The following is a 26,322-nucleotide window of genomic DNA, read 5'->3' on the forward strand; positions in this document are numbered from 1 at the left end:
AATTATCCCAAGGAGGCGGTCGAGAAAATACCCGTCTTTTATTTGACGCTTACGAAATAATACGCAAAATAACAAAGCGATCCGCATGTCCGGGCAAACGTATCCCGGAAGCGGATCGCTTTTCCTCTGCCGAAGGGGTTTACCTCGCGTAACCCGAACTGCAGAAATTGAAAACGCCCTGGCTTTGCGGCAAGCCAGGGCGTTGTTGTTTTTTCTAAAACGTTTTGCTTGGTAAAGAAGAACGAAAAGTCGCTTCGTCTTCGCTTACCCCACTAAAAACGGAGAAATCTTAGTCTTTCTTTTCGTCTTCGGATCTGGAAGCGTCAGCAGGCGCTGCGTTTTCCTCTGTAGCGGGATCCGAAGCGTTTTCGTCTGCCGGTTTGGCGGACGGTTTGGATTTTTCCTCGTCTTCCGTATGCGAATGTTCGTCCGGCGCTGCGCCTTCGTGTTCCACGTATTCGGCATCGACCGGTTTGTTTTCTTTGGCGTCGGCCGGTTCTTCAAACGGGTTCACTTCAGCAGCTTCTTTCGCTTCGTGCTCGGCTTCGAGGGCGTTTTCTTTTTCCGTTTCCTTTTCGGGCGGTACGACAATGGAAGAAGCCACGACATGCGCGCGCATGGCGGATGGCGTATCCTGACGCTTCATTTCTTCGTCATACGCTTTCTGTTCTTCTTCCTTGCGGCGGCGTTCCTGCGCTTTGCGGGAACGTTCGCTGCGGTATTTGTTTTCCCAGTCACGCAGTTTCAGAACGAGCGAGCGGGTTGTCGCATTGGTGACCAGATCGTCGTTTTTCGCGCTGCGGATGAGCAGCCAGAGCAGGAAGAGAATCAGGACTTCCGCTGCAATGGCCAGAACGTACATCCATACGTAGCTGTGCAGGCCGTCATACATGTAGCCGATCACCATGATCGACAGAGCCGTCGTCATCGTCGAAAGGCAGTTGAGCACGGCGTAAAACGCGGAGAAGTGACGGCGTGCCGCATTGGCGGAAACGAGCAGCGGCAGAGAAAGTTCACTTAACGCAAAGACGCTTCCAAGGAAGAACGCCAGCCAGGACAGGGCGTCGCTTGCGCCGCTGAGAATGCAGATCAGAATGCCGATCGAAGCGATCAGCGAGCAGAGATCGAGAATGGCGATCGTCCATACCGGCTGCAGACGGTTGGACAGCCAGCCGCCGACCAGCTTGAAAACGAGGTTTCCAAGCATCGCATACGTCAGCATCGACGCCCCCAGCAAAGTGGTGCGGCCAATGGAGGCGGCCAGCGAAGAGAAGTGCATCGGCAGACCGATCAGAATGGCGGACAGAATCGCGATCAGCGCGAATGTCCACAAAACCGAGTTGGACAGCTTGCGCGCATCCGGTTCTGCGGGAATGCCGTGTTCATGTCCATACGGCTGCATGCCCGCCTGCGCCGGCGTCAGATCAATTTTCCAGAGCAGCGCCGGAAGCATAAGCACCAGAATGAGGACAGCTTCCAGAACGAAGCCCATGCGCCAGCCAAACATGGAAATGGAAAAGCTGAACACGGAAGAAAACAGCGCCGCCACGAGTGCCGATCCCGCCAGCGCGATCGATGTCGCTCCGGCGCGATGCTTCACAAACCAGTTCTGGACGATCGTACTTGCCGGAACCATGCCGATCAGCGCGGCGCCGATTCCGGTAATGGCGCTGAAAATGTAAACCCAGGCCACGTTCACGGAAAAGGCAATCATCAGAACCGATCCGGCACAAAGCGCGGTACCGATCAAAAGCAGGTCCAGAAGCCGCAGCTTGCGCAGCAGAAACGGGACGGCCAGGGCGCTGAGCGCCATGAATACGAGCATCCAGGTCGTCGAGGCCGAAGCCTGACCCAGGGAAATGCCCAGGCCGCCGGAAAGCGGGCTGTAAAACGCACCGGCGGAATAAAAGCACAGACCGATGCTCGCACCGACCATCAGACACGTGCTGATCAGTACTTTCAAATATGCTAGGTGGTCTTTTTTTACCATAAATAAAAGCTCCTTTTGTTTCCTCCATTATACGGGGAGGGCTGTCGATTGGAATGACCAAGCCCGATTTGACCCGTTTCCACTCGCCCCCTTTTACGCCGTCCATTCTCGTTCGGGTATCCCTTTTCGATTTTTATTACCGTGGTTTTACAATGAAACGGAACGATGAACGTATCCAGAATGTACATTCTTTTCATACCGATTCCATACCTTTGTATTCAACGTGTATTCAATGGCTGCCTTCTGGAACGTTCTCGATGCCCTTTTGAGAAAAGGAGGCTTCCATGACCTTTTATCAGATGATTCAATATGATCCGGCCGCGATCCGCGCCATGATCGCGAAAACGGACGCGCCCGAAGAGAAGCGCCGATGGCGTCTGGCTATGTTTGTCCGTTCGCTTCTGATCGTTGTCTTTGCGATCGCCTTTATCGGTCTTATGACGGCACTCTTCGGTTCGGCCAACAGTTCCATGGCGGTCTCCATTTTCTGCATTTTACTGGCGAGCCGGTTTGTCGGCTTCGGCTACCGGATCAAGGATTCCCTGTTTGCGATGTTTGTCGCGTTCGCCCTGCTTTTTGGCGCGCCGATTCTCGCTTCGCTCAGCCCCAGTCCTCTGCTGACGTTTGTCATTCATTTTTGCGCCCTGCTTCTGATCATCGCCCTGACGTGCGAAAATCCGTCGCTTGGAAACGGCGGCCTGTATTCCTTTGCCTACATTTTTCTTTGCGGCAATCCGGTGTATGGACAAGATCTGATCGGCCGTCTGGAAATGACGGTTGTGGGCTATGTCCTTTGTGCAATCGTGCTGTGGCGCAATCATCGAAACGCCAATCCGGACCGGACGCTTGGCATGGTCTTTCATGAATTCACTTTGTACAACTACAAGTGCCAGTGGCAGCTGCGTCTGACGCTGGGTGTCAGCCTGCTTCTGACAATCTTTTCGCTCTTTGTCGTTCCGCGCTACATGTGGGCCGGCTTTGCGTGCGGCTCCCTGCTTTCGGATGCGCAGATTGAAGACCGCATTCACGAAAAGAAGCGCGACCGGATTCTTGGCGTCATCGCCGGTTCCCTGCTGTTTTATGTCGTCTATAAAATTCTTCCGCCCCAGCTGTATCCGCTGCTCGGTCCGGTCGGCGGTCTGTGTCTGGGCCTGTGTTCAGAATACCGTCACAAGACGATGCTCAACTGCTTTGGTGCCCTGTCGCTGGCGGCCGGACTGTACGGCCTGAAAGACGCGGTCATTCTGCGTATTGGACTGACGATTGCCGGCGTTCTGTTTGCGATGCTGTTTTACTGGCTGTATGACCGCTTCATCATGGTCCATTTCCTTCCCGAAGCGCAGAAGCGCACCATGAACCGGGCGCAAAACCAGTAAGAACTTCAAAATATTCCCCAGAACAACCCAGAACAAAACACATAAAGGCGAAGGACCTTACGCCAGATGCTTCTTCCCACAGGGAAGAAGCCGCGTAAGCCTTCGCCTTTTCTGTCTCAATTTCGATCGCTTTTCAGCATCCATTTCTGCAGGCGATTCCATCCAGATCCGGCAGTCTGGATCTCTCCAGCTGAATTATTAAAGACCGGGAACGAGTCCCGCAATCCAGGCTGCGCCCGCTGCGGCGCAGGCCACCTGAAGCAGGCTGCCGCCAAACCAGGCGCTGATGACTGCGGCCAGTACACCGATCGAGCAGACGGCAGTCGAAAGCGAACCCGCAAAAACGCCGGGAAAGGTCATCGCCGAAAGGACGGCGTACGGTACGTAGTAGAGAAAGGACTGAAAGAAGCGCGATCGAATCGGCCTGGAAAACAGGGCCATCGGAATCATGCGAATGACATACGTCACCAGTGCCATGACCGCGATGCCGGTATACATTTCGGCCGTACTCATTGCGGTTCGTCCTCCTTCCTTGGAAACTTCCAGGCACAGAAGGCGGAAGCCAGAACGGTCACAATTACGATCACATAGCCGTTGGACAGTTCTTTCAGACCTGGCGTCCAGGCAAACAGACAGCTGAGCGCAATGGAAAGCAGGACACAGATTGCTACGGCTTTTTCCCTGCGGGCAGCCGGTACAAAAATGGCGATAAACATGCCGTACATCGCCAGTCCCAGCGCATTGACCAGATTTTGAGGAAGCAGGCTGCTCGCCAGTCCGCCGGCAATCGTTCCCGCGGTCCAGCCAATGACCGGCAAGACGACCAGCCCCATGAACCAGACAAAGGACAGCTTTCCTTTTTTGGAAATGGCCGCCGCATAAATTTCATCGGTAATACCGTATGCCATGAGCAGACGTTTGCCAAGAGGCACCGATCCGCCGCATTTCTGTGCCAGCGAAATCGCCATCAGAAAATAGCGCGCGTTAATGATCAGCTCGGTGAGAATGAGTTCGAACAGACTGGCGCCCGCGCAGATCAGCGTCGTTCCCGCAAACTGCCCGGCACTCGTCAGATTGGTCAGCGAAGTAACCGCCGCCTCGTTTACGGTCATTCCCTGAATAATAGCGGCCATGCCGTAGGCGCAGCTGACTGCGAAGTAGCCAAGTGCAATGGGAATCGAAGTTTTCATGCCGTCCAGAAAAAGACGGCGCGATTCATTTTCGTTCATGGTTTGAAGTATAGCACCACAAAAGAGACGTCCGAACCTTCCCTTTTTCTCGTCTGCACCTTCGTCTGCGGATTGTATGGAACCATCGTTCTGAACGCGCTCCCAAAAAATTCAGTTCTCTTATGGCGGCGTCTTTTTTCCAAAACAAAAGCCGAAAAGCCGACTTAAAATCAAGTCTCGCTTTTCGGCGGTTCAGACGGTATTCACTGCTTTTTCAGTTGAGCGCGCCACTGACGGCCTGCATGCCTTCGAGCATGCGTGCGGCCAGCCGGCTTTTGGCCTTTGCGGCTTTTTCCATCCAGTAGCGGGCAAGATACTTGTTGCGGCTTACCCATTTTCCGAGATAAAAACATTTTCCCAGAACAATCTGCGCATCCGGACATCCGCCGTTCGCGGCCTGATAGAGATAATCAAGCCCGAGCTCCAGATCAATGACCGTATGGCTGATTCCGTGAATGTTTCCCAGGTAGTACATCGCCAGGACATTCATGGCGTCGGTATTGCGGTTAAAAGCGGCCAGCTTCAAAAACTGTACGCCGTGCGCAATTTCGCCGACATTCATCGAATACACGCCTTCGAGAAACTGGGCTCTCGGCTCATCGTAATCGAGAGCGAGATCCAGCCACTTTCTGGCGGTTTTTTCATCCCGGGTGTTGTTGGAATACTCCTGGTACAAGGCCAGACAGGCTTTTCCGTCCCCGGTGCGCGCCTGTGCTTCAAGCTGTCTGAGGGTGATCAGTTTCATAAAGATTACCTCGCACCTTCATCTTAACCGTCCAGACCCCCTTCTGAACCCCATTTGCCTGTATTTCCCCTTATTTCGTAAGAATATTCCACATTCCCATAATAATATTTCTTGACACTCATTCTGTTTTATGACTTATAAACATTTCAAACAGACAGGGCTAAACCGAGCGCCTGAACCGAAACTCTTTTAAAATAGAGGAGAAATGGAGGCAGAAACATATGTTAACAATTACAGATGCAGCCGCGAACGTGCTGAAACCCATGCTGGAAGAAAACCATGCAGACGGACTGATGGCTACCCTTCATCAGACCTGCTGCTCCGCAGCACCCGTTTTCCAGATGGTTCGCTACGAAGAAGGCGACAAGCCGGTGGAAATCAACGGCATCAAAGTGCTGATGGATGAAGATACCGCCAAATACTGCGATGACGCTTTTGTCGATCTGCAGAACGGCGAACTGATGGTATTCGCGCCAGCCGAAGGCGGCGGATGCGGATGCGGCGGCCATCACGACCACGAAGGCGGATGCTGCCACGGTGACGATCACGACCATGAAGGCGGATGCTGCCACGGCGACGATCATGACCACGAAGGCGGATGCTGCCACGGCGAAGGCCACGACGGCGACTGCTGTAACTCTCACGAATAATCCCAGACCGAAGATTCCTATGCAAAACCGGGCCTGAAAAATCCGGCTCGAAGATCAAATCGAAATTTTTGAAACGATAAACGCCGCAGGCGGAAACAGCAGTTTCCGCCTGCGGCGTTTTATTTTTATGGATCGTTAAAAATCTCGTTTCTATTTCAGTTTCAGAACGGCTTTGCGAACATCGTCTTCGGGCTTAAAGCCAAAGGATTCAACGAGTTCTGCATCCAGTCCATAGGAGCGGACAACCGGCAGCTTGCGGCGTTTTGCCTCTTCGAGCAGACGGGAAAGAATTTCCTTTTCGTAGCCGTTTCCCTTTACTTCTTCATCGCACCAGAAGTTGCACAGATAGCCATTGCGGCCATCGGGCAGTTCGGGTGTTGGCGGCGTGAAGACCCAGGCGATGGCGCCGCACGCGACGATACGGTTTTTCCACCAGGCGAAAATTTCATACAACGCGCCGTTTCGCATCTGCGCTGCAAAGTAGCGGTCGAGTTCGAAATCGAACGAATCGTCTTCCGGCGCAAGACCGAGTTCTTTCTTGCGCAGTTCAACCATCGTTTTCACATCGCTGCGCACCGCACGGCGATAGACAATTTTCGGGACTTCTTCAAAAGCGACTTCGTTGTCGCGGCACCAGTTGCGTGCAAATTCCATGTAGCGGTCGTCTTCGTATTCATACCAGTCGTTGAGCAGGTTGAAACTGTTCAGCGCGTTGCGAAAACGCTGGAAAATGCCTTTGCGGTTGCCTAAAGCGGTCGTCAGCGCGTCCTTGGCCTGACCGTCCGGGAGTGTCCACGTAAATTCACGCATCATGCGGATGTCGCCGGCATCGCGGGATGTCGGGATCAGCAAAATGGAATCGTAGACTTTGTCGAGTTCATCATCGATGTCGTTGAGCTCTCTTACGGAAAGACGATCATCACGCATGATGATTTCTCCCGTACGGGTATTGAGATAATACTCAACCGAATTGCTTCCGCCCTGAATGGCATCCACAATATCGTCAAGATCAATAACCATTAGTTTTATTTCCTCCACTTAATCTGTCCAGGGCTCTTATGAACACGGTTTTCTCTTTGCTTGCCTGCGTGCTCGGACTCTGGACAGGACGCTTTCATTATACCAAGCGGGTACGCTCAAGAAAAAGAAGGGAAGACAAAGGTCACGCCGTCAAAATCGACCGGCAAACGTGCCTTTCGTACTTCCCTTCTGTTGCGTTTGCGTATTTGGAGCGCCTGCTTTTTACGCTCAGGACTGGGAAGCCTGAGCATGCTGGAGACTGAGCTGCCGGATTTCTTCGCGGCGTCTGGCTTCGAGCAGCTCGTTGGCATCCTTTCTCGACACCATCCGCACAATGCCGGAAGAGGCCGCCTGCGAAGAAAACACGTTGCCGTACCAGACAATTTCCTGATCCACGATCAGACAGCACGCGACGATGCGGTCGTGAAAATGAACATGGAAACCCGCATTGCGCATGCGGCGTACCTGTTCATCGGAGGCGTTTTCGACAAAAAGATCAAAGCGAACGCCTTCGAGCGCTTTCTGACCGGCCACATCGATCAGCGTCTGCAGCTGCTCATCCTCAAAGGCGCGCATACAGAGCGCCACCCGTTTTTTCGCCTGGCGGATATCGCGCACACAGGCTGAAATGTAGTCTTCTGTCCGGTACACCTTTCCCGAAGACGTGCCTTTTCGCTCATCGAGTACTTCGCCGATCTGATAGCCCTGATTGACGTACTCTTTCATTCTTGCCTGATACATGCTTTCCAGCATGCGGTTCTGCACGTCGGCATAGTCGTAGACGATGGCAATCTGCTTGTTTCGCGTCTGGCGGTGAATTCGACCGATCGACTGTGAAATGGTGATCTGCGAACGAATCGGCAGCGCAAGCATGAGTGTATCGAGCAGCGGAAAGTCAAAGCCTTCACTGATGCTCGCATACGTGCCGATCAGCACGACTTTCTTATCTTTTCGTACTTTGGGATCTTCGAGTTCGCGCAGGCGTCTTGTATTTTCCTGCTTGCGTTTGGGATCACCCGCGTAGACGAACAGTTCGGTATCGTCTCCGGGGGCCAGCAGACGAGCGAGCGTATGGGCATGTTCAATAAAGCGCGTCAGCACCAGAACGGTTCGCCCGTTATCGAGCGCTTCGCGGATATCCTGCACGATCATTTCATTGCGCAGCGGATGCGAAGCCGCTTCCTGCACCAGACGGGTAAAGTCATTGTTTTCCGCGTCGCTTCCCGCAAAGGGTGTAAAGCGCGGACAGATCAGACGGTGGAACGTCTGACTGGCCATCTGATCTTTCGAACTGAACGAAGCCGCGATTTCACCCAGTTGCCAGAACATGCTTGTCGAAAGGCCGTCAGTCCGCTTTGGCGTCGCGCTCAGACCGTATACGCGTTTGGCCTGCAGCGCGTCGAGTACTTTCTGATAGGACGGCGAGCCGGCATGATGGCATTCATCCACAAAGACGACGCCATAGCCGGAAAGCAGTTCTTCGAGATTTTCCTTCTGGACCAGCGAAGGCACCATGGCCACATCCACGCGCCCAGAAAGCGAACGCGTAGCGCCCTGCAGCACCCCGATTTTTCCTGGATAGTTTTTCGAAGGCGCCTTCCAGTTTTCCCATTCCGGACTGGAAAAATGCAGGAAGCGGTTCAGCGAACTGACCCAGCCCTGCAAGATTTCCTTGGAATTGACCAGAATCAGCGTGCTTCTCGAAATCTGCGCGATCAGCGCTGCGCCGATGACCGTTTTTCCGGTCCCCGTTGCCGCTTCCAGAATGCCGCTCCCTTTCTGATACAGAGCGGAAGCCAGCGACACCTGTTCCGGACGAAGTTCGCCGTTAAATTCCATCGGAACCGACTGCCCTTCGCTTTCCCAGTCCTGCAGATCCACTGTCGCTCCAGCCTGAGAAAGCCGATAAAGAAGCGGCGCTTTTAAATGACGGGGCAGCGAAATCCAGCGCGTGCCCAGTCCCGTATTGTTTTTGTTTTCAGTATTTTCAGAATCGGCATTTTGTGAACCGGATTGCGGTCCATGCGCTTCGCGTCTAGCCAGCGAAACGATGCGCGGTCCGGTCGCAAACTTGTTTTTCTGCGAGCGATACGCCGGATTCCAGTAGCTGCCCATCGCCAGAATCTGATTTTGTACAGAAGCGGGCAGCGCATCCGCGCACACCCAGATCCGTCCTTTTTCGATCACTTCGATCACGCCGGATTCCTGCAAAGGCGCAAACACAAACGGATCGTCGTCCGCGGCGATCAGGCGCATGGACTCCATCGTGTCCGGCTCGCTTTTCGGATCGCCCGCAAACAGTTCTTCCCGCTTGCGCGAGGTGCATTCGCGAATCTGCGCCTCCATCTGGGCCGGTTCCACACGGGTAATCGACTGTATCTGCGCAAACGGATCGGCAATTTCTTCGCCTTTTTCATCGATCAGAATGGAATACCGATCGGCGTCTCTTCCCTGTTTTCGCAGCGCTTCATCGAGCCAGCCAAACAGCGGAAGCGGCAACGCCATTCCCCGATCCTTGGGCTGTTCCTTGACAAAAATACGCGGGAACGTCTGATCGAGAAAGCGCAGATCCCTGAGCTCACCTTTGGCAAACCCGTTGATCAGAAACGCGCGCAAAAAGCGGGAAACCCGGGAGGCGTCCACCGGCATCGCGAGTAAAAACCAGATGCGCCACGACAAAACACCGTCTTCCTTGCGTTCTTCGCAAAGAACATCGAGTCCAATCGCTTTAGCTGCCCTCTGAACTTCAAGCGCAGCCTTCTGCCCCTGGCCGCTTTCGATCGTGATACAGGCGTAGGCAATGTGACCATCCTGGCTTAACGGCGAAAGCCCGATTTCACTTTGTCCGTGAAGATGATTGAGCACTTCTCTTCGTCCAAGCGAAATAGCGGGCCGAACGGTACAGGTTTTGCATTCCGGCTTGGCGTTTTTCTGAAAGTACGGACAGCCCGGCCGCAGACGGATCGGACAGGGCTGATAAAAGAAGCCTTTCTGGGAACGGACAAAATACGTTTCTTCATTGGAAGGAAACGCGATGCCAAGCAGATCCGCATACGCCAGCGGATTTTTCGGTGAAGCGGAAAGGGAAGAAACGGAAGGTTTTCCTCGTTTTACGGGCGATTCGACCGGCTCATCGGATCTGGAAGCAGCCGTCTCCGACTGTGTCTGCGAATCGGACGGCTTTGAAAACTCCGCCCGGGGCTGAAAAGCAGCCCGTTTGTGCTCAACAGCCTGTTCATTGTGGACCGGCGGCTGCGGTTCACGCTGGGCGAAAAACGCTTCTTCCGATTGTGGTTTTGGGGAAACTGGCCGCGTCGGATGCGTTCGAGGCGGTTCCGGAGCGGCGGCTCGCCGCGTACGCTCCGGCGTTCTGGAAGAAACAGCAGCTGCATCCTTGCGGCGTTTTGTTCTCTGGTCAATCTCAAGCTGCAGGTCGGCGGCAATCTGAGAAGGCAGATGATGGTCTTCTAACAGTTTCTGAAGACGTTCGAGTTCGTCGAGTGCCTGTTCAAAAAGTGGGCTGGATGACATGCTTCTCTCCTTTCCGCCGGTCTGGCTAAGGATCGACCGGAATCGGATTTCGAAAATCCGATTTGGATTCGATCTGGTTTAATTTTACGTGCAGTTTATCGTTTGCGGCGAATGATTTCATCGTCGGCTTCCAGATGTCCCACCAGCATCGTCGAACTGGGATCATGAAGACGCCGGTTTTGGGCGATCTGCTTTTCATCAAAGTTGGCATAGCAGTAGCGGCAAAGGTGCGCACACGTGTTGTAGACGCCAAGATCCGCCATTTCGACGCAGCCGCAGTCGCGCGCTTTCCACTTTCGAAACTTGCGGCCGGTCCAGGCCAGCGCGAGTTCCATAGGAAAGCAGGCGCCGGAAGGCACGCCGAACGGGGCTAGAATCTGCTTTTCGTTGCAGGTGAAAACGGGAATGCCATGATCCGCAGCGCATTTTGCGAACGCTTCGCCAATAGCTTTTAATTCGGCTTCACTCGGTTCGTGCGCATTCAGTTCGCCGGCATGACGGCGGACGTTTTTGTAGTCGTCGAGAAAGGAAATGGAAATCGTCTCCACCGCGCCTTCGAGCAGAGAACAGAGCCGCTCAAAAGCCCGAATGTGATAGTCCACCGTATACGTTGGATTCAGCAAAATCGGATCGTAGCGAACCGACACATGATCCTTTCCCAGCTTTTCGCCCATGAAGCGGACCGCTTCAATAATTTTCGTTTTATCGGGTACCGCCGGTTCCAGATCCTTTTTATACGGCGTAATCGTCACATCCATTAAGATCGGCTGCTTGAACCGGTCCAGATACGGAATAAGCGGCAGCGGATTTTTCGTACAGAACATCCAGGCATCCGCGTCTTCAAAGTAAATGCGCGAAACCCGTTTGGGATAAAACGGATTGCGCACGTCCACAAAGCCCTCCTCCAGGCGGTTGAGCAGCCAGGGCGTGTAAAACGCGGGAATATCGGTTCGGCAGCTTGCGGAAACAATCATGACATCCTCCTTTCTTTTTCCTTTTTCCGGATGACAAATTCCAATTCAGGATGGCGAATCTGAAAAGCCACATTCGAATCCGCTTTGAAACGGCGCGTTTTCGGATCTGCCGGTTCGTTTCTCCCGCGGATAAAAAGCCATATCTCATCAAAAGGAAAAAGCAGAACCCGAGGAGAAAATGGAAAGGATAGTAAATTTCTCGAACAGACTTGGCAGAACGTTTTCTTTGATCAGGCATTCCGGAACAATTCGATGGATAATAGCAGATATGACAGACTCCTCTCAATTATTATCCGCACTGCGCGCGGACAAACCGCTCAACGCCTCCATGCAGCGAAAACTCATTTTATCGCTTTCCTGGCCTGCCATTCTGGCGCAGGTTTCCGTCACCATCATGCAGATGATCGACGCCTCGATGGTCGGCCATCTCGGGGTACAGGCCGGCGCGTCCATCGGTCTGGTCTCTTCGAGCACCTGGCTGATCAACGGCATCTGTTCCGGCTCCGTCTACGGCTTTTCGGTGCAGACCGCGCAGGCGATCGGCGCAAGAAACAATGAAGAAGCCCGCAACTGCAGCCGGCAGGGTCTGCTCGTCATTTTAGGCGTGGCGTTTCTGATCGGCAGCATCGGCTTTGGCCTTTCAGGAATGGTTCCCGTCTGGCTGGGCGGCGAAGACGCCATTCTGGCGGATGCGAGCGCCTATCTCGGCATTTTCTGTCTGTGTCTGCCGTTTTCTCTGTTAAACACCTGGGCGATCGCGACCTTGCAGGCGGCCGGCGATACCCGGCTGCCGGGCATGACGCAAATTGTCATGTGCATGCTCGACGTCCTGTTCAACTACCTGTTCATCTTCGCGATGAATCTGGGCGTAGCCGGATCCGCTTTAGGAACCGGCGCCGCCATGGCGTGCGCGTCCCTGTTTCTCACGTGGCGCGTCCTGTTTAAAAACGAATTTCTCAAAGGGAAATGCCGGATTCACTTTACCCGTCATTCCCTTTCTAAAGCGGTACGCATCGGCGTTCCAATCAGTCTGGAACAGCTGATTTCCGGCTCTTCCTATGTCATGTTTACCCGCATCGTCTCTTCTCTCGGTTCGGTTTCCATTGCGGCCAACAGCTTTGCGATCACCGCGGAAAGTCTCTGTTACATGCCCGGCTACGGCTGCGGATCCGCCGCAACCGCCATCATCGGGCAGTGTACCGGCGCCAACCGGCACGATCTGGCCCGGGAAATCAGCTGGCGCATCGTACGCATCGGCATGGGCATGATGGCTCTTTCGGGCGTCGTCATGTTCGTCTTTGCCCCGTGGCTGATGAACATTCTCACCCCGGATCCAGCCGTCATTGAACTCGGAACTTCCATGCTTCGGCTCGAAGCGTTTGCGGAACCGCTTTATGGCGCTTCCATCGTCTGCTCCGGCATTTTGCGCGGAAAAGGCGATACGATCTGGCCGGCTTGCCTCAACTTCCTCTCCATCTGGTGCATCCGTATTCCGCTGGCCGCCTGGCTTTCCCGCTCCTTTGGACTGGCCGGTGCCTGGGTTGCGATGGGCGTGGAACTCGACGCGCGCGGTCTGCTTTTCCTGTGGCGCCTTCATCATTCGTTCGCCCCGTCGAAAAAGAAAGCCTGATCCATATTCCAATACTCCCGTTTCTTTAATGGGAATTCATCTTTTCTTCCTTAGAAAGATGTTTAAAGTCCGCCCGATGGTCAAAGACCGTCCGGCGGACTTTTTATACGTTCGAATGTCCGATTTGGCCGTTTTGGGAAATACACACCCCGCAAAGAAAGCCGCTGGATACGATAGGTATAAATAAAGAAGAAAAGTAAAAAAGTATTCTGCATCCGATTCTGCCTGCGCATGCACGCAGAAGAAATGCGCGGACGAAATCCCACGGACGAAAGACATGGAAAGGAGACGGCATGAAATGCAAATATTATCCAGAAAATACCGTTCAGGAAAGCGGACTCAGCAAAGTTCTGTTTATCCCCTCAGGGGATCGTTCGACAGATTCACAGATTATTCAAACCATCCGCGACCAGGTCAACTGCCTGATTCTTGCGCCGGATCCAGAAAATGCCCTCTGGAGTGAAGAGGATCTGCGCCTGCTGCAGGAATTCACGCTGGCCGTCATTGCGGTTTCTTCCCGACTGCTTCGCTCTGAACAGGAAAATACGCTTAAACTGATCTGGGCGCTGCGCGAAAGTAAAGTTCTTCTTCTTCCCATCCTTCTGGACAGTATCGATCTGTCTGCCTATTCCCAGCTGTTCGGAGATCTTCAGTATCTGGATTTTCAGCCGGATTTTCTGAAACGACAGAATTTTGAAAGCCGTATGCGGTCATATCTTCAGTCCGTGATTCTGGAACCCCCGCTGATCGAGAAAATAAGAAGCTCGTTTCATTCGTATATTTTTGTCAGCTACCGTAAGAAAGACTGGGCTTATGCGCAGGATTTTCTGGATTTCGTTCAGTCTCTGGAATGCACATGGGATGTCGGGGTCTGGTACGACGACTTTCTGATGCCGGGAGAAGATTTCAGCCAGCAGATTTTCGATCAGATGAAACGAAGCGAGCTGATCACGCTGCTCGTAACGCCAAAACTCGAAGAAAAAAATTATATAAGCGAATATGAATATCCGGCTGCCGTCCAGTACCGCAAAAAAATCATTCCTGTCCAGATGGAACCAGCGAATACAGATGTCCTGAAGCTGCTGTATGCCGGCTTTCCGCCGGTTTTTTCCCTCCAGTCGGATGATCTTCGTGAATCTTTACAGTCCCTTTTCGAAAATCCGAAAACACAGAGCCAAGAACCGCAGAATCCCCAGAAGCTTTTCTATCTGGGCCTTGCCTATCTGAGAGGCGTCGACACGAAACGCAATCCCGCTCGCGCCATTCCGCTTCTGAATCAGGCGGCCGAAAAGGGAGTAGACCAGGCGCTTCTCGTTCTTTCCGATATTTACCTGTACGGAGACGGCGTTCCGGTCGATCCGCGCAAAGGCGTTGAGTTTTTAAAACGTTATTTTGCAAAGACGATCCAATCCTTCAAAGACCAGCCCTCCACGGAAACGATTGAGCGTCTGCTTGACATCACAATCCGCTATCTGAACACGCTGACCCGTCTGGGCTGGTTTGAAGAACTCAACACGACGTGTGCCAGCGTGCTGCATCCGATTCTTCTTCTCCTGGAAGATATTCCGTACGATCTCAGCCCATACGACAGTACTCCGTTCAAAATCCTTTTTTATGCGTCCATGGCAAACTGCTGCCTTCATGCCGGCCAGAAGGAAGGCGCGATGCTTGTCCTGGACGATCTGATTCAGATGGCCAGTTCCCTGAAGGGGATCAACGAGGCGCTTTTATCGACCGTTCTTTTCAGCTTTTTTCATCTTGCCAATCTTCAGATCAACGACAGCCGTCCAGAGGATGCAAAAAAGACGATTGCGCAGTTCTGGAGCTGGATGAAAAAGGTTCCCAGGGAACTGACCGATCTTGCCTGCGGCTGGAAATACCAGATTCTGGAGCTGGAAGTCCGGCTGGCCCAGGAACAGCAGGACTTCAGAAAAGAAAGCGAGCTTTGCAAGCAGATGGAGAAACTGGCGGACAAAAGCGGCTTTCTTTCTCAGACGCAGGCGCGTTCCATCGAAAATCAGAGGCTGTTAAATCAGGCAGACCAGGAATATGCGGCCGGTCAGTACCGTCTTTGCATCGAAACGTATTCGCGCTTTCTCGAAGCGGATGCAGTTACTCTGGAGCAGGATATTCTGCAGGCTGCTGTTCGCAGAACCATGGCCGAGGCGTACCGTAAACTGAACCGGACGGATGAAGCCATAAAATGCGTGGATGCAGCTATGCATTCTCTTCTTGTCCGGCTCAAGGAATCCCAGGAAGCCAGAAAGGAGATGATCGCCTGCCTGTTCTGCCGTGCAGAGATCAGCGAACAAAATAACGACTGGCTTTCGGCCGATCACTGCTATCAGAGGGCTTTAAATCATCTTCAGAAACTAACCGGGCCGAAGTATTCCGTAAAAAACGGACAGATCAAAGAAGAGAGGAAGCCGCTTCGAATCCCGAAAAATGCGGTGGATATGTACAATGCCGCTCAGTTTTATGAAGAGCGGGGAAAGCTGTACACCGCGCTCTCCTGGATCGATCTGGCTCTGGATCATATTGGCGCCAGTCGAGCGCAGTCTCTTCCTGCTTCGCTTCTGGAAAGCGGTATTCCAGTTCAATTTGAGGAAGTGCTGTGGGATACCGCCGGACGGATTCTTAAAAAGCTCGAAGACTGCGACGCCGCCTGCCGAAGTCTGGAAACAGGGGTCAGTCTGACCCGCATTCATTCTGAACAGGAAATTGCAAACTATCCGGGACACCATCCGACGGCGCTTCTGGCCCATCTGGCGCTGTGCTATCTGGAAGCCGGTGCGCCCCAAAAAGCGGATCAGGCGATGGAGGAAGCCTGCCAAAGCGCCGTGAAGTACCTCTCCCATACGGATTTATCCCCCGCGCAGCTCGAAGACTGGCTGGACATGACGGATCTGCTGCGAGATGCCGTATGGGATTCCAAAAATGAAGCGCTTCGACGGTCTGTGTTTCAGCTCCTGATCGATCTGCATGCGCAGGCCATCCAGATCCACCCGGATGAAACCACGTACAGAAACTATGCAGAAAGCTGGATGGATCTTGCGCGAATCGATTATTTCAGCCGTCCGGAAGACAGTCTTATTGCCTGGAAAGAAGCTCTGAACATCTGGATGCGCTTTGATCCGGAAACTCTCCATCCCCTGAAGGAAGACAAACTGTCTTTGATTCATCATGAAATAGCAAGCCTTTATCTGCAGCAGGAAAATCATTCGCAGGCCTGTGCCCACGCCTTACAGTCCATCAAACACGGTAAAACCGCGTCTTCTCTTGGTCTGCCGCTAAACAGCCAGTGCAGCTGGCCCGATTCCTTTTGTCTGGCCGCCCGTGCCTGTTCTGCTTTGGAGGAGTATGAAAAAGCCCGTCAGTTCTGCGAAGACGGACTGAAATGGATGGAGAGTCTGACGTGCGGACCGTTTGATCTTAAGGACAAAGATGCCGCCGAGTTCTGGAACACCTGGCGTGTACTGGAAAAAGAATTTGCGTCCATTTGTCTGCATTTCCAAAATCCGCAGGCATTTCTCACCTCGTTTCAAAAACTCAGCACCCAGTTTTCCCGTCTGGCTGCCCCTGAGGAAGAGTATTCCGCACTCGAGCTGATGGATACGCTGGTCATCGCTCTGAAGGATTTTTCACTCACCTCGTATGAACTCGAATCGCAAAGCTGCGAAATTCTGATCTGCCTCGCTCTGTGCTGCACACCAAACGGCAAAGAGATGCGTACCGCGGCGCGTCTCTTTGAAATCTGGATGGCAGATGCAGAAGCCATCCACAATTCTCTGCCGGACAAAACATGGAAAATTCCGCTTGCCTGTCTGAAAGTCCATTTTTACGAAAGTGTCTATGCCAGAAAATCCGACAATACGATTTTTCATTATTATCTGCTGGCTCTGTTTCGCTGCGGAACCACGCATCAGGCTTTTCATCAGGACGAAGCAGCCTTCAAGGTATTCAAAACAATCGATCCGCTCTGCACGCAGTTTACGAAAAGCGGGGGCATTCTGAAAAAAGACGAGTGGGACTACTGGTATGCGGCCTTCGCCCAGCTCGGTCATATCGCCAGGTACTTGAAAGATCGAACCCGTGCCCTCCTGTATTACCGGCGTTCTATGCTTCTGGCCGCCCATAAGCTCAACCTCTTTCCCTGCAGCATCAACATTCTCCAAATGGTGAAAGCCAGCGAATTTACGTTAGGCATGTATTACAGCAATCGCCAGTATAAAGAGGCGAGAGCTCTGTTTGATCAAATTGAGCCGTTTTTGATGGAAACGCCCGTTCCAGAGGATGACCCAGAAGATAAGCCAGAGATTGTGCGCAAGCTTAAGCTTCTTCTTTGCGTTGGTATCGTGCTCACGAAAGCCGTAACCGAGGACAAAACGGATATTCTTCGCTATGAAAAGCGCCTCAATGATCTGAAAAGCATGACGGACTAAAGCGTAAAGCCGGCTTTGTGAAATAACCGCATTCCGCCATCCTCCTCCAGACCGTTGACACGTACGACAAAAAGGACCGGCTGAACATGCATATTCACATTTCTGCCGGCCCTTTCTCATTTTTTCTTTTCTTTGGATTTCAGTTCGTTTTCGTTCGATCGAGAACCGAATCGCCATAACTCCATTCGTAGCCGATCGTCTGCATGCGGCTGACCGGCTCATTGCGAATCATGGAAATCAGCGTCTTTGCGGCAAGCACTCCGGCTTCTTCGTTTTTAAACCGAATGGACGTGAGCGCCGGCGTAAGAAGCTGACCGGCTTCATAGCCGCCAAACCCGATCAGGGAAACATCTTCCGGAACGTGAAGTCCCCGTTCACTGAGCGATTTGTACGCGGCCAGACAGATTTTATCGGTCGCGCAGATCATCATCGTCGGAACGTGTTCATCGAGAATGCGGTCGCAGGCTTCTTTGGCTTCTTCATAGGAAAAGGACGTTTCCACAAAAGCAAAGCTTTTCATCTCGTCCCCTTCCTGCTTCAGGCCATCCTGTACGCCCTGTTTACGGGTAACGCCAACGGCCTGATCGTTTGGGGAGACGCCAACGTAGACGACATCGTCATGGCCCATCTTTCGGGCGTATCGGCCGGCATCCCGACCTGCGCGGTAATCGTCGTAAACGACCGAAACGCCGCTTTCAAATTCCTGGCCCATGACCAGAAACGGAACATTGCTCGATTTCTGTAGGCTTTCCAGCTTTTCATCGATGGTCGTGGCAATGAGAATGACGCCATCCAGTTTCAGCGAGCGCATGTATTCGATAGCGGAAATTTCACGTTCGCGATGATGATGGGCGGTCATGATAATGCAGCTGTAGCCTTCTGCACGCAGCGTTTCATCAATGACCGTCAGCTGACGCCCCGTGACGGTACTCGTCATCGTCGGCGCGATAATACCGATCGTATGCGACTCCTTAGAGCGCAGATTCTGGGCAGCCACGCTCGGCTCGAATCCGGTCCTGCGAACGACCGCCGAAATTTTTGAACGGGCGTCCTCGCTGACATAGCCGTGGTTGAAATAGCGCGAAACGGTACTTTTCCCGACCCCCGCCGCTTTGGCAATATCTGCCATCGTCAGTTTTTCCATATTCCTGCCTCCCGGAGCTGCTGCCTTTTCAGGTGCTTCCTGTCTTGCTTCTCTATTCGTTTCGCCGCATAAGGCGGCGATCGATTCAGGCTGTTTCTGCCTTACCTTTGCGTTTCATTTTCCTCACGCAGGCCAGTCAATGCAACTCTTCGTGCATCCATACCGCTCTGTACCGATCGATGCCAATCTATACCCGCCCATCCGAGGGGAACCGCTCAGAACGCTGCTTTGCGTCCGCTGGCTTCCAGAAAGGCGTTGACTTCCGCTGCCGCAGGCATCGCGGGAATGGCGCCGGGCTTCTGAACGGTCAGGGCTGCGCAGGCGTTGGCGTTTTCCAGCATCTGTCCAAGCGTTTTCGAATCGAGCTGACCCGGTTCGATTGGACTTCTGGCAATCTGCTCCAGGAAAGATCCCCAGAACGAGTCGCCGGCTCCGTTGGTATCGGCCAGCTGACTTTTAAATCCGCCGGCGCGTACGACGAAATCTTTTGTCGCCGCCAGGGCGCCGTCCTTGCCCAGGGTGATGACCGCAATCGTTACGCCCTGCTCGACGAGCGCTCTGGCGGCTTCTTCCGGGTCGGCCTTTCCGGTAAGCAGCTCCGTTTCCTCATCGGAAATCTTCATCAGATCCGCCGAAGAAATCAGGCTGCGCATTTTTTCAATCGCTGTTTCTTCATCGGGCCACAGACTGGCGCGATAGTTTGGATCGTAGCTGATCAGGGCGCCGCATTTTTTCGCAAAGTCGATTGCCTGAAGCGTTGTGCTGCAGGCAGGTTCGGCGGTCAGAGAAAGCGAGCCAACATGAAAGATTTTCGCCTGCTGCAGCTCGTTCAGATCGAGCTCTTCAAAACAGATTTGCGTATCCGCACCCGGTTTGCGGGCAAAGGAAAATTCCCGCTCGCCGTTTTCGTCTACGGATACGAAAGCGAGGGTGGTGAAATGCTCCGGATCTTCGATCAGGTTTCGTGTGGAAATGCCCTCCTGATCCAGAACCGTTTTGAGCAGACGGCCGTGCATGTCCAGACCGACTTTTCCCATGAAAGCGACCTGTCCGCCAAGACGGCTGACCTGCACGCAGACATTGCCTGGAGCTCCTCCGGGGTACTGGGCAAAGACGTTCATATTCTGGCTGTTTACACCCTGCATGGTGAAATCAATCAGAATTTCGCCCAGGGCTGTCACATCGATTGTTTTTACGGATTGAGTCATACCGGTTTCCTCTGTTTGGTTTCTCTTTCTCTTTCTTGTTCTTTTTCTTGTTCTTGTTTACTTCAGGACAGACCATCCTGCACACGCTCGCCGTCTGCAGCCTCAGGCTCTGGCGATTTCAAACGAGGCAAGGGGAGTAATTATGGCCTTCATGCGCACGTCCGCTTTCAGACTGCGATCTTCGGGCGCATCGTAAAGTCTTGTAGTAAAAGCAACCTGGCCATGATTGATGAAAATCTCCACGGATGACGTATCGGAGAAGATCGTGATTTGGCGCACGTCCGGACAGTACGCATGGCGTGTCGTGCGGCCAAGACCGCTTTGATGGAGTTCAAGTCTGACAACACCATTATGCCCCGAGAGCGTCAGATCGTGACGCAGCGAAATGGACCAGTCTTTCTGATCGTTTTCCAATTCGATCAGACAGACGCGATCATCCAGTCTGGCCGCCTTTCCCGGTTCGAGTTCAAGGCTTCTGGACGATTCGTTTTGCGCGAGCTGGAACATTTCTTCAATGGGGTACTGGTAAATCTGACCGTCTTTCCAGGTCAGTTCTCTAGGCAGCGTCAGCGCGTGCTGCCAGTTCGATTTTGCTTCCCGGTTGGTATACTCCACATCCGGAATACCCATCCAGCCAATCAGAATGCGCCGGCCGTTTTCATCGACAAACGTCTGCGGGGCGTAAAAATCAAAGCCATGATCCAGAGCCCGGAATTCGCCGGCGATCCAGCTTCCCTTTTTGTCTGGGTTTTTCTCAAGCTGGAAATATCCAGAAGGGTACAGGTTTTCGTATTCGTATCCCTTTTGGGGCGCTCCCTGCAGACAGGTGAGCAGCAGCGCAGCTTTGTCGAGTTCCAGAAAATCCGGACATTCCCACATATAGCCGTAGTCTTCTTTCCCCTCGATCGTTCCGGAAAGCGTCCAGTTTTTCAGGTCTTTACTCGTATAGAGCAAAGCCATGCCCTGATCCTGACGGGTGCGGGCACCAAGAATCATCCGGTAGCCGTCCTGGTCTTTCCAGACTTTCGGATCGCGCACATGACAGCTCATGTTTTTGGGATAGTCTTCGTTTTTGAGCAGCACCTGCTTGTTTTCCAGAAGCGTTCCGTCTGTGGATTCCGTCATGCACGTCCAGTGCTGACGGCCTTCATAAATGTAGTCATGCTCGCCGGGCAGCTTTCGGTTGCCAGTATAAAAGCAGCGAATTTTTCCATCGTCGCAAACCAGCGCGCTTCCAGAGTAGGCACCGCCTTCATCGAGCAGGCTGTCCGGAAAAAGCGGCACCGGCTGTTCTGTGTAGTGAATCCAGTCTTTCGTGGTGCAGTGGCCCCAGCCTTTTGCGGTGTTTCCAGCCGCGCTTTCGGGGGCGAACTGATAGTAAATATGGTTGATGCCGTCTTTTTCGCAGAGCCCGTTGGGGTCGTTGAGCCATCCGACGGGAGGCATGATATGAAAGCAAAGGCGATCCGGGCTATTGGCGGCCTCGGATCGCTTTGTCTCTGTCATCGCCTGCGAAAAACGGTTCTGTACAGAGTAGTTCACGGATTTTTATTCTCCTTTTTTCGTTTCCATCACGGCGTCGCCAGCCTGAACCTGACCGTACGGTCTGGCTTCAAAGGCGACTTTGTTTGTGAAGATGACCGGAGTCTGAATGGAAAGCCCGGCGGCGCGGATCGCATCGAGATCGGCTTCGATCATGAGATCGCCGGCTTTCAGTTTCTGACCGTTTTCCACGTGAGCGGTAAACGGCTTTCCATCCAGCGAAACGGTGTCCATGCCGATGTGAATCAGAATTTCTGCACCGTCATCGGTTTTCAGACCGATGGCATGCTTAGTCGGAAACAGCATGACGACTTCGCAGTCAGCCGGCGCGTAAAAGCGTCCGTTTTCCGGTTCAATCAGAATGCCGTCACCCATGGCTCTGGATGCGAAGACCGCATCGCTGCAGTCGCTGACCGGAGCGGTTTTGCCGGAAACCGGCGCGCACAGGATGTGCTTGGCTGCCTGGGTTTTGATCTGTGCAGGTGCTGCTTCTTTTGCGGGAGCAGCGGTTTCGATTGTTCTGGTTTCGTTTTCTTTTTCATTCTGGCTTTCGATCGTTTTGGAAGCCGCTTTTTTCTTTTTGAAGGAAAAGCCGCCTTTGTTTTCTCCGGTTTCGCCTTCTGGATGTTTTTTCATGAAGTAAACCGTAAGCAGGAAAGATACAGCCATGGAAATGGCGATGCCGATAAAGAAGTTCAGCCAGCTTTCCGGACGGATCGAAATGAATCCCGGAATACCCGCGGTACCTAAGGCAATGGCCAGCGTATGCGTACCGGCAATCCAGGCAGAGCCGACTGCGGAGCCGATGATGGCCGCGATGAACGGATAGCGAAGTTTCAGGGTGACACCGAACATGGCCGGTTCAGTAATGCCAAGCAGTGCGGAAATACCAGAAGCGGTGCAGAGGGATTTCATCTTTTCGTTTTTCGTCATGACCAGAACCGCAAGAACGGCTGCGCCCTGCGCAACGTTGCTCATCGAAGCGGTCGGGAAGATGAAGGAGCCGCCTGTAGTTTCCGCGGCTGCGATCAGCTGGGTTTCAATTGCGATAAAGGAATGATGCATGCCGGTCATGGTGATCGGCGCGTAAAGCAGACCGAAGATGGCGCCGCCGATAAAGCCGAGGGTGGAATAGAGCCAGCTCAGTCCGTAAGCGAGCCAGTCACCGGCTGTACGCATAACGGGTCCGACAATCGTGAATGTCAGCAGAGCGGTAATGAGAAGCGAAAGCATCGGTGTGGAAAGGTTGTCGAGCCAGCTTGGGGTGTGCTTATGCAGGAACTTTTCGATCGTGGCCAGAATCCAGGAAACAGCCAGCACGGGAAGAACGGTACCCTGATAGCCGATCGACTGCACTTCCAGGCCCAGGATGTTCCAGAACGGAAGCGTGTCTACCGAAGCGATGCTATAGGCATTGAGCAGGTCCGGATGAACCATGACCATGCCGATCGCTGCCCCCAGATACGGGTTGCCGCCAAACTTTTTCACAGCGGAGAAGCCAAGCAGAACAGGAAGGAACGTGAACGGTGCGCTTGCGCACATGTTAATGAACGAGGCGAGGCCCGCGAACTGCGGCGCCATGTCGATGAGCGACTTGCCCGGGGCGAACAGGCCGACGGCGGTCAGTACGTTGTTGATTCCCATCAGAAGACCGCCGGCGACGATCGCCGGAATGATCGGAACGAAGATATCAGAGAGACCTTTGACTGCACGGGTCAGCCAGCTGCCCTCCTTGCTCTTCGGTTCTTCGCTGACCGCCCCTCCGTTCAGGCCGGTCTGTTTGAGAACTTCCGCGGTAACCAGGTTTACGGTTCCGCTTCCGAGAATGACCTGCTGCTGGTCGTTGGCAAGGAAAATGCCTTTGACCTGGTCGACGTCTTCAAGTTTTTTCTCGTCGACTTTACTGTAGTCCTTCAGGCGCAGACGCAGACGCGTCGCACAGTGCATTGCTGAGATGATGTTGTCTTTGCCGCCGACATTTTCAATAATGTCCGCTGCGATCTTTGCGTAATCCATTTTTCCCTTTCTCCATTTTCTCTTTTGGCCGGCCTGTCTGCCGGCTTGTTTATACTTGAAGTTTATTGTGGTATCGATTCCATGTCAACGGTTTTTACAAAAATATGGAACCGATTTCACACGAATATAAAAAAATAGAGTATTTCAATATTTTCGGCTGTTTTTCGCCTTTTATTGATGCTTTCACCAGAAATCACCGATATGGTTTCGGTACCATATATTGATCGCAAAAACGGGATGTCTGGGACAAAGAAAAAGCCCGCACGCATCGTCAGCAGGGATGCATGCGGGCTTTTTCGCCCTGCGCTGCAGATTTCTGGTTTTTCCGCTGGAAAGTGCCAGATTCTAGAGCGCGGTAAGAAATGTGATCAGGCCAAGAAAGATTCCCGGCACGTTGGCCAGTACGAGCGGCCATTGTTTCGGCTTGATCATCAAACCGTAAACCGTCCAGATCACACAGTTAATGCAGGCGCAAAGCGGCTGGATCCAGGTGCCTTTTACGCCATGCACATTATTGAGGATCTGCGAAATGTAGGAAACATACATGAGAATCGAAAGAAAGCTTCCCACATAGCCAAGAATTTTGATCTGTTTCTGCGTCATTTCTTTTGGCGTCCTGTTCCCGTTCTCGAAACAGGATCTTCTCCTTTCCCTTTCTAAGTTCAAAGGCGAAATATTTCCCTTCCGAACAGCGTCCATCCCTTGACGAACGGCTGTTCCGTATCCGCCACGGATCCAAGTATAAAATTTCTGCCGCTTTCTTTCTTCTCATGTACTCAAAGCGCTTTCTTTTCATATATCGCTCGAGCCCCTCTTTTGACATACCCGTAAAAAGAAGGCAGCCGGATCGGATCGGCTGCCTCCTGGTTAAAGCTGTCTTTTCCTTTGGGGCGTCCTGGAAAGCCTGCGCTTTCAACGACGTCTTTTAGTTCTTGAGCGCTTCAAGGTTTTCGCTTGTGGCTTCCAGTCGAAGATCGAGTGCTGCCGCAGTGAGTGCTTTTGCGGCATCATCAATTTCTTTTTGCGCCTTCGCGCCATCCCGAACCGTCTTTGCCGCGCTCAGGGCATCGGTAAAGGCCTTTTTGGTCTGTGCGGAACTGCCGAAGTCGTCAAGATGCGCATTTACGCCATTCGAATACGTAATCGCCTGATCGATCACCTGTACATAGAGCCACTTGGCAAACAGCTTGATCGAGCCGGTCACTCTGGAGCTGAAGTCATAAGCCGAAGTCAGAGCTGCATCGGTAAACCAGCCCGCAAAGCGGTGATCCGCTTTCGTTGGAGCCAGGGCCGGAGCCGTAAATACCGCATCCGGTGCGTAAGCGACCGTCTGGGCTGCAACGCTGCTGCCGCCATTGGAATCAAAGGTCAGCGTATAGCGTTTGGCCGTCCACTTCGCGTAAAGGGTAACGTTGCCCGCTGCAGCTGTGCTGAAGCTGTACGACGTCTTCAGGCCTTCATCGGCGTACCAGCCGCCAAAGTCGTAATTCGCTTTTGTCGGATCCGCCGGTTTTATAAACTTCGCATCTTCTGTATACGCAGCCGTCTGGGAAGCTGACCAGCAGGACTTTGGTTTACAAGCGCACAATTTGACTTCATGGCCTGTCATGTTTGAAAGATGAGACTGTCCTTCTTCTTCGCAAAGCGGTTCTTCGATACAATTTCGTGGAACGAAAGCGCCTGAACGTTTTAATGGAATCAGGCAAGAGAATGAGGTGATGCTTTGTTTGAACTGATCGCATGTCTTCCCTTTCTGATCGGCCTGATTTTTCTGGTCTGCGTCCTGCTCGTTGAGCCGCGCAGTGTGTGGAGCGGCATAAGTCTGCTGACGTTTGTCGGCCTGAGCGGAATCAGCGCGGCTTTGCTGGTGTTTCGCTATTCGGCGGAACTGACTGCGAAAGCGCCCTGGCTGGTGACTCTTCTCATCCTGATCGCCGTTGTGGTCATCCTCTTCCTTCTGGTCTTTCCGCTGCTGCTGGCGGGCATCCTTTTTGTCGAAGGCATTCGCCTGATCCGTCGGGAAGGACTTTCACTTACCAACTGTCTTTCCATCGGTTTTTCCATCTTCATCCTGCTGGTCCTCTTTGTTTTCCCTGTACTGCTGCAGGCTGCGAACAATATCATTCTGGATTTTTTCTACGCGATGGCCACAGTCGTCGTTGGATACCTTTCCTTCCTGCTGGCGATTTACGTGCTCTCTTCCTGGATCAACCTGATTCATTTTCGAAATAAGAATCGTTTTGATCAGATCGTCGTTCTTGGCTCCGGCTTGTTCGGAACGACCGTACCGCCGCTGCTGGCGGCTCGAATCGATGCGGGAATTGCTCTTCAGCAGAAAAATCCTGGCGCGCTGCTGATTCTTTCGGGCGGTCAGGGACCGGGCGAAGACGTTCCGGAAGGTGCGGCGATGAAAATCTATGCCCTCGAACATGACGCGGATCCGCTGCATACCGTCAGCGAAGAACGCTCCCGAAACACGCTGGAAAACCTGACGCTTTCCCGCCTGCTGTTTCAGGAAGAGGAAAAGCGCGGCAACACAGCCATTGTCACAACCCGCTACCACGTGTTTCGGGCCCTGCTGCTAGGAAAATCGATCGGTCTTCCCTGTCTGGGATACGGTTCGAAAACCAAGTGGTATTTCACGCTCAACGCCATGCTTCGCGAGTTCATCGCCTACTTGTATGAAACCCGCAAGCGGCAGATGAAAATCATTTTCTGTCTGCTTCTGCCCTTTCTGTTCGTCGTACTCATGACTCTGATTTTTGCCTGATCCTGATTATTCCAGGAAGAGCATTGCCTTTAGCGCAGAAAGAACCCGTCTCAAA

At 53.0% G+C, this 26,322-nt stretch carries 18 protein-coding genes; 5 read left to right on the forward strand and 13 right to left on the reverse strand.

Annotated elements, in window-relative coordinates; genetic code table 11:
* Window positions 1-289: 289 nt before the first annotated feature.
* Window positions 290-1,990: an MFS transporter gene (locus tag Q2J39_RS00355; RefSeq protein ID WP_288338769.1), complete on the reverse strand. Its 1,701-nt coding sequence runs from the start codon at window positions 1,988-1,990 to the stop codon at window positions 290-292.
* A 284-nt stretch (window positions 1,991-2,274) separates the two neighbouring features.
* Here Q2J39_RS00355 and Q2J39_RS00360 point away from each other — a divergent pair, with 284 nt between their 5' ends.
* Window positions 2,275-3,366 (forward strand): FUSC family protein, encoded by a 1,092-nt coding sequence (locus tag Q2J39_RS00360; protein WP_288338771.1) that lies wholly within the window; start codon window positions 2,275-2,277, stop codon window positions 3,364-3,366.
* A 198-nt stretch (window positions 3,367-3,564) separates the two neighbouring features.
* Here the strand turns inward: Q2J39_RS00360 and Q2J39_RS00365 are convergent, their stop codons facing one another.
* The 3 genes from Q2J39_RS00365 to Q2J39_RS00375 all read right to left on the reverse strand — a co-directional run bounded on the left by Q2J39_RS00365 (window position 3,565) and on the right by Q2J39_RS00375 (window position 5,340).
* Window positions 3,565-3,879, reverse strand: a complete 315-nt coding sequence (locus tag Q2J39_RS00365; protein ID WP_288338773.1) for an AzlD domain-containing protein — start codon at window positions 3,877-3,879, stop codon at window positions 3,565-3,567.
* The gene (locus Q2J39_RS00370; RefSeq protein WP_288338774.1) at window positions 3,876-4,595 is read right to left on the reverse strand and encodes an AzlC family ABC transporter permease; all 720 of its coding nucleotides are present in this window, start codon (window positions 4,593-4,595) and stop codon (window positions 3,876-3,878) included. Before Q2J39_RS00370 ends, Q2J39_RS00365 begins: the two co-directional genes overlap by 4 nt.
* Before the next feature lie 214 nt (window positions 4,596-4,809).
* Window positions 4,810-5,340 (reverse strand): tetratricopeptide repeat protein, encoded by a 531-nt coding sequence (locus Q2J39_RS00375; RefSeq protein ID WP_288338775.1) that lies wholly within the window; start codon window positions 5,338-5,340, stop codon window positions 4,810-4,812.
* A gap of 221 nt (window positions 5,341-5,561) precedes the next feature.
* Here Q2J39_RS00375 and Q2J39_RS00380 point away from each other — a divergent pair, with 221 nt between their 5' ends.
* Entirely contained in the window at window positions 5,562-5,990 is a 429-nt protein-coding gene (locus Q2J39_RS00380; RefSeq protein ID WP_300925471.1) for an iron-sulfur cluster biosynthesis family protein, read from the forward strand.
* 150 nt (window positions 5,991-6,140) lie between these two features.
* On the opposite strand, the gene Q2J39_RS00385 is transcribed toward Q2J39_RS00380, so the two are convergent.
* From Q2J39_RS00385 to Q2J39_RS00395, 3 genes are all read right to left on the reverse strand, one after another.
* A complete protein-coding gene (locus tag Q2J39_RS00385; protein WP_230266587.1) occupies window positions 6,141-7,010 on the reverse strand; it encodes a UPF0158 family protein in 870 nt (289 codons plus the stop codon).
* A gap of 228 nt (window positions 7,011-7,238) precedes the next feature.
* A complete protein-coding gene (locus Q2J39_RS00390; protein WP_288338778.1) occupies window positions 7,239-10,541 on the reverse strand; it encodes a DEAD/DEAH box helicase in 3,303 nt (1,100 codons plus the stop codon).
* A 95-nt stretch (window positions 10,542-10,636) separates the two neighbouring features.
* Window positions 10,637-11,515: a DUF1848 domain-containing protein gene (locus Q2J39_RS00395; RefSeq protein ID WP_230266585.1), complete on the reverse strand. Its 879-nt coding sequence runs from the start codon at window positions 11,513-11,515 to the stop codon at window positions 10,637-10,639.
* 268 nt (window positions 11,516-11,783) lie between these two features.
* On the opposite strand from Q2J39_RS00395, the gene Q2J39_RS00400 reads away from it, so the two are divergent.
* Together Q2J39_RS00400 and Q2J39_RS00405 are read left to right on the forward strand one after the other, a co-directional pair.
* Window positions 11,784-13,145 carry an MATE family efflux transporter gene (locus tag Q2J39_RS00400; RefSeq protein WP_230266584.1) on the forward strand — a complete coding sequence of 454 codons (1,362 nt, stop codon included), beginning with the start codon at window positions 11,784-11,786 and terminating at the stop codon, window positions 13,143-13,145.
* A 293-nt stretch (window positions 13,146-13,438) separates the two neighbouring features.
* A complete protein-coding gene (locus Q2J39_RS00405; RefSeq protein WP_288338780.1) occupies window positions 13,439-17,587 on the forward strand; it encodes a TIR domain-containing protein in 4,149 nt (1,382 codons plus the stop codon).
* Window positions 17,588-17,726: 139 nt separating this feature from the next.
* Here the strand turns inward: Q2J39_RS00405 and Q2J39_RS00410 are convergent, their stop codons facing one another.
* The 6 genes from Q2J39_RS00410 to Q2J39_RS00435 all read right to left on the reverse strand — a co-directional run bounded on the left by Q2J39_RS00410 (window position 17,727) and on the right by Q2J39_RS00435 (window position 25,106).
* Entirely contained in the window at window positions 17,727-18,731 is a 1,005-nt protein-coding gene (locus tag Q2J39_RS00410; protein WP_230266581.1) for a LacI family DNA-binding transcriptional regulator, read from the reverse strand.
* A 215-nt stretch (window positions 18,732-18,946) separates the two neighbouring features.
* Window positions 18,947-19,939, reverse strand: a complete 993-nt coding sequence (locus Q2J39_RS00415; protein ID WP_288338781.1) for a carbohydrate kinase — start codon at window positions 19,937-19,939, stop codon at window positions 18,947-18,949.
* 102 nt (window positions 19,940-20,041) lie between these two features.
* Window positions 20,042-21,481 (reverse strand): glycoside hydrolase family 32 protein, encoded by a 1,440-nt coding sequence (locus Q2J39_RS00420; protein ID WP_288338782.1) that lies wholly within the window; start codon window positions 21,479-21,481, stop codon window positions 20,042-20,044.
* Between the two features lie 6 nt (window positions 21,482-21,487).
* Complete coding sequence (locus tag Q2J39_RS00425; protein WP_230266578.1) at window positions 21,488-23,497, reverse strand: sucrose-specific PTS transporter subunit IIBC; 2,010 nt, start codon at window positions 23,495-23,497, stop codon at window positions 21,488-21,490.
* A gap of 345 nt (window positions 23,498-23,842) precedes the next feature.
* On the reverse strand, window positions 23,843-24,100 hold the full coding sequence (locus Q2J39_RS00430) for a SemiSWEET family transporter (RefSeq protein WP_230266577.1): 258 nt from the start codon (window positions 24,098-24,100) through the stop codon (window positions 23,843-23,845).
* 322 nt (window positions 24,101-24,422) lie between these two features.
* Window positions 24,423-25,106, reverse strand: coding sequence for an InlB B-repeat-containing protein (locus Q2J39_RS00435; RefSeq protein ID WP_288820389.1), 684 nt, complete (start codon window positions 25,104-25,106; stop codon window positions 24,423-24,425).
* A gap of 114 nt (window positions 25,107-25,220) precedes the next feature.
* On the opposite strand from Q2J39_RS00435, the gene Q2J39_RS00440 reads away from it, so the two are divergent.
* Window positions 25,221-26,267: a YdcF family protein gene (locus Q2J39_RS00440; RefSeq protein WP_288338784.1), complete on the forward strand. Its 1,047-nt coding sequence runs from the start codon at window positions 25,221-25,223 to the stop codon at window positions 26,265-26,267.
* Window positions 26,268-26,322 lie beyond the last annotated feature (55 nt).

It is taken from the genome of uncultured Allobaculum sp. (genome assembly GCF_948576815.1).
GTDB lineage: Bacteria > Bacillota_I > Bacilli_A > Erysipelotrichales > Erysipelotrichaceae > Allobaculum > Allobaculum fili.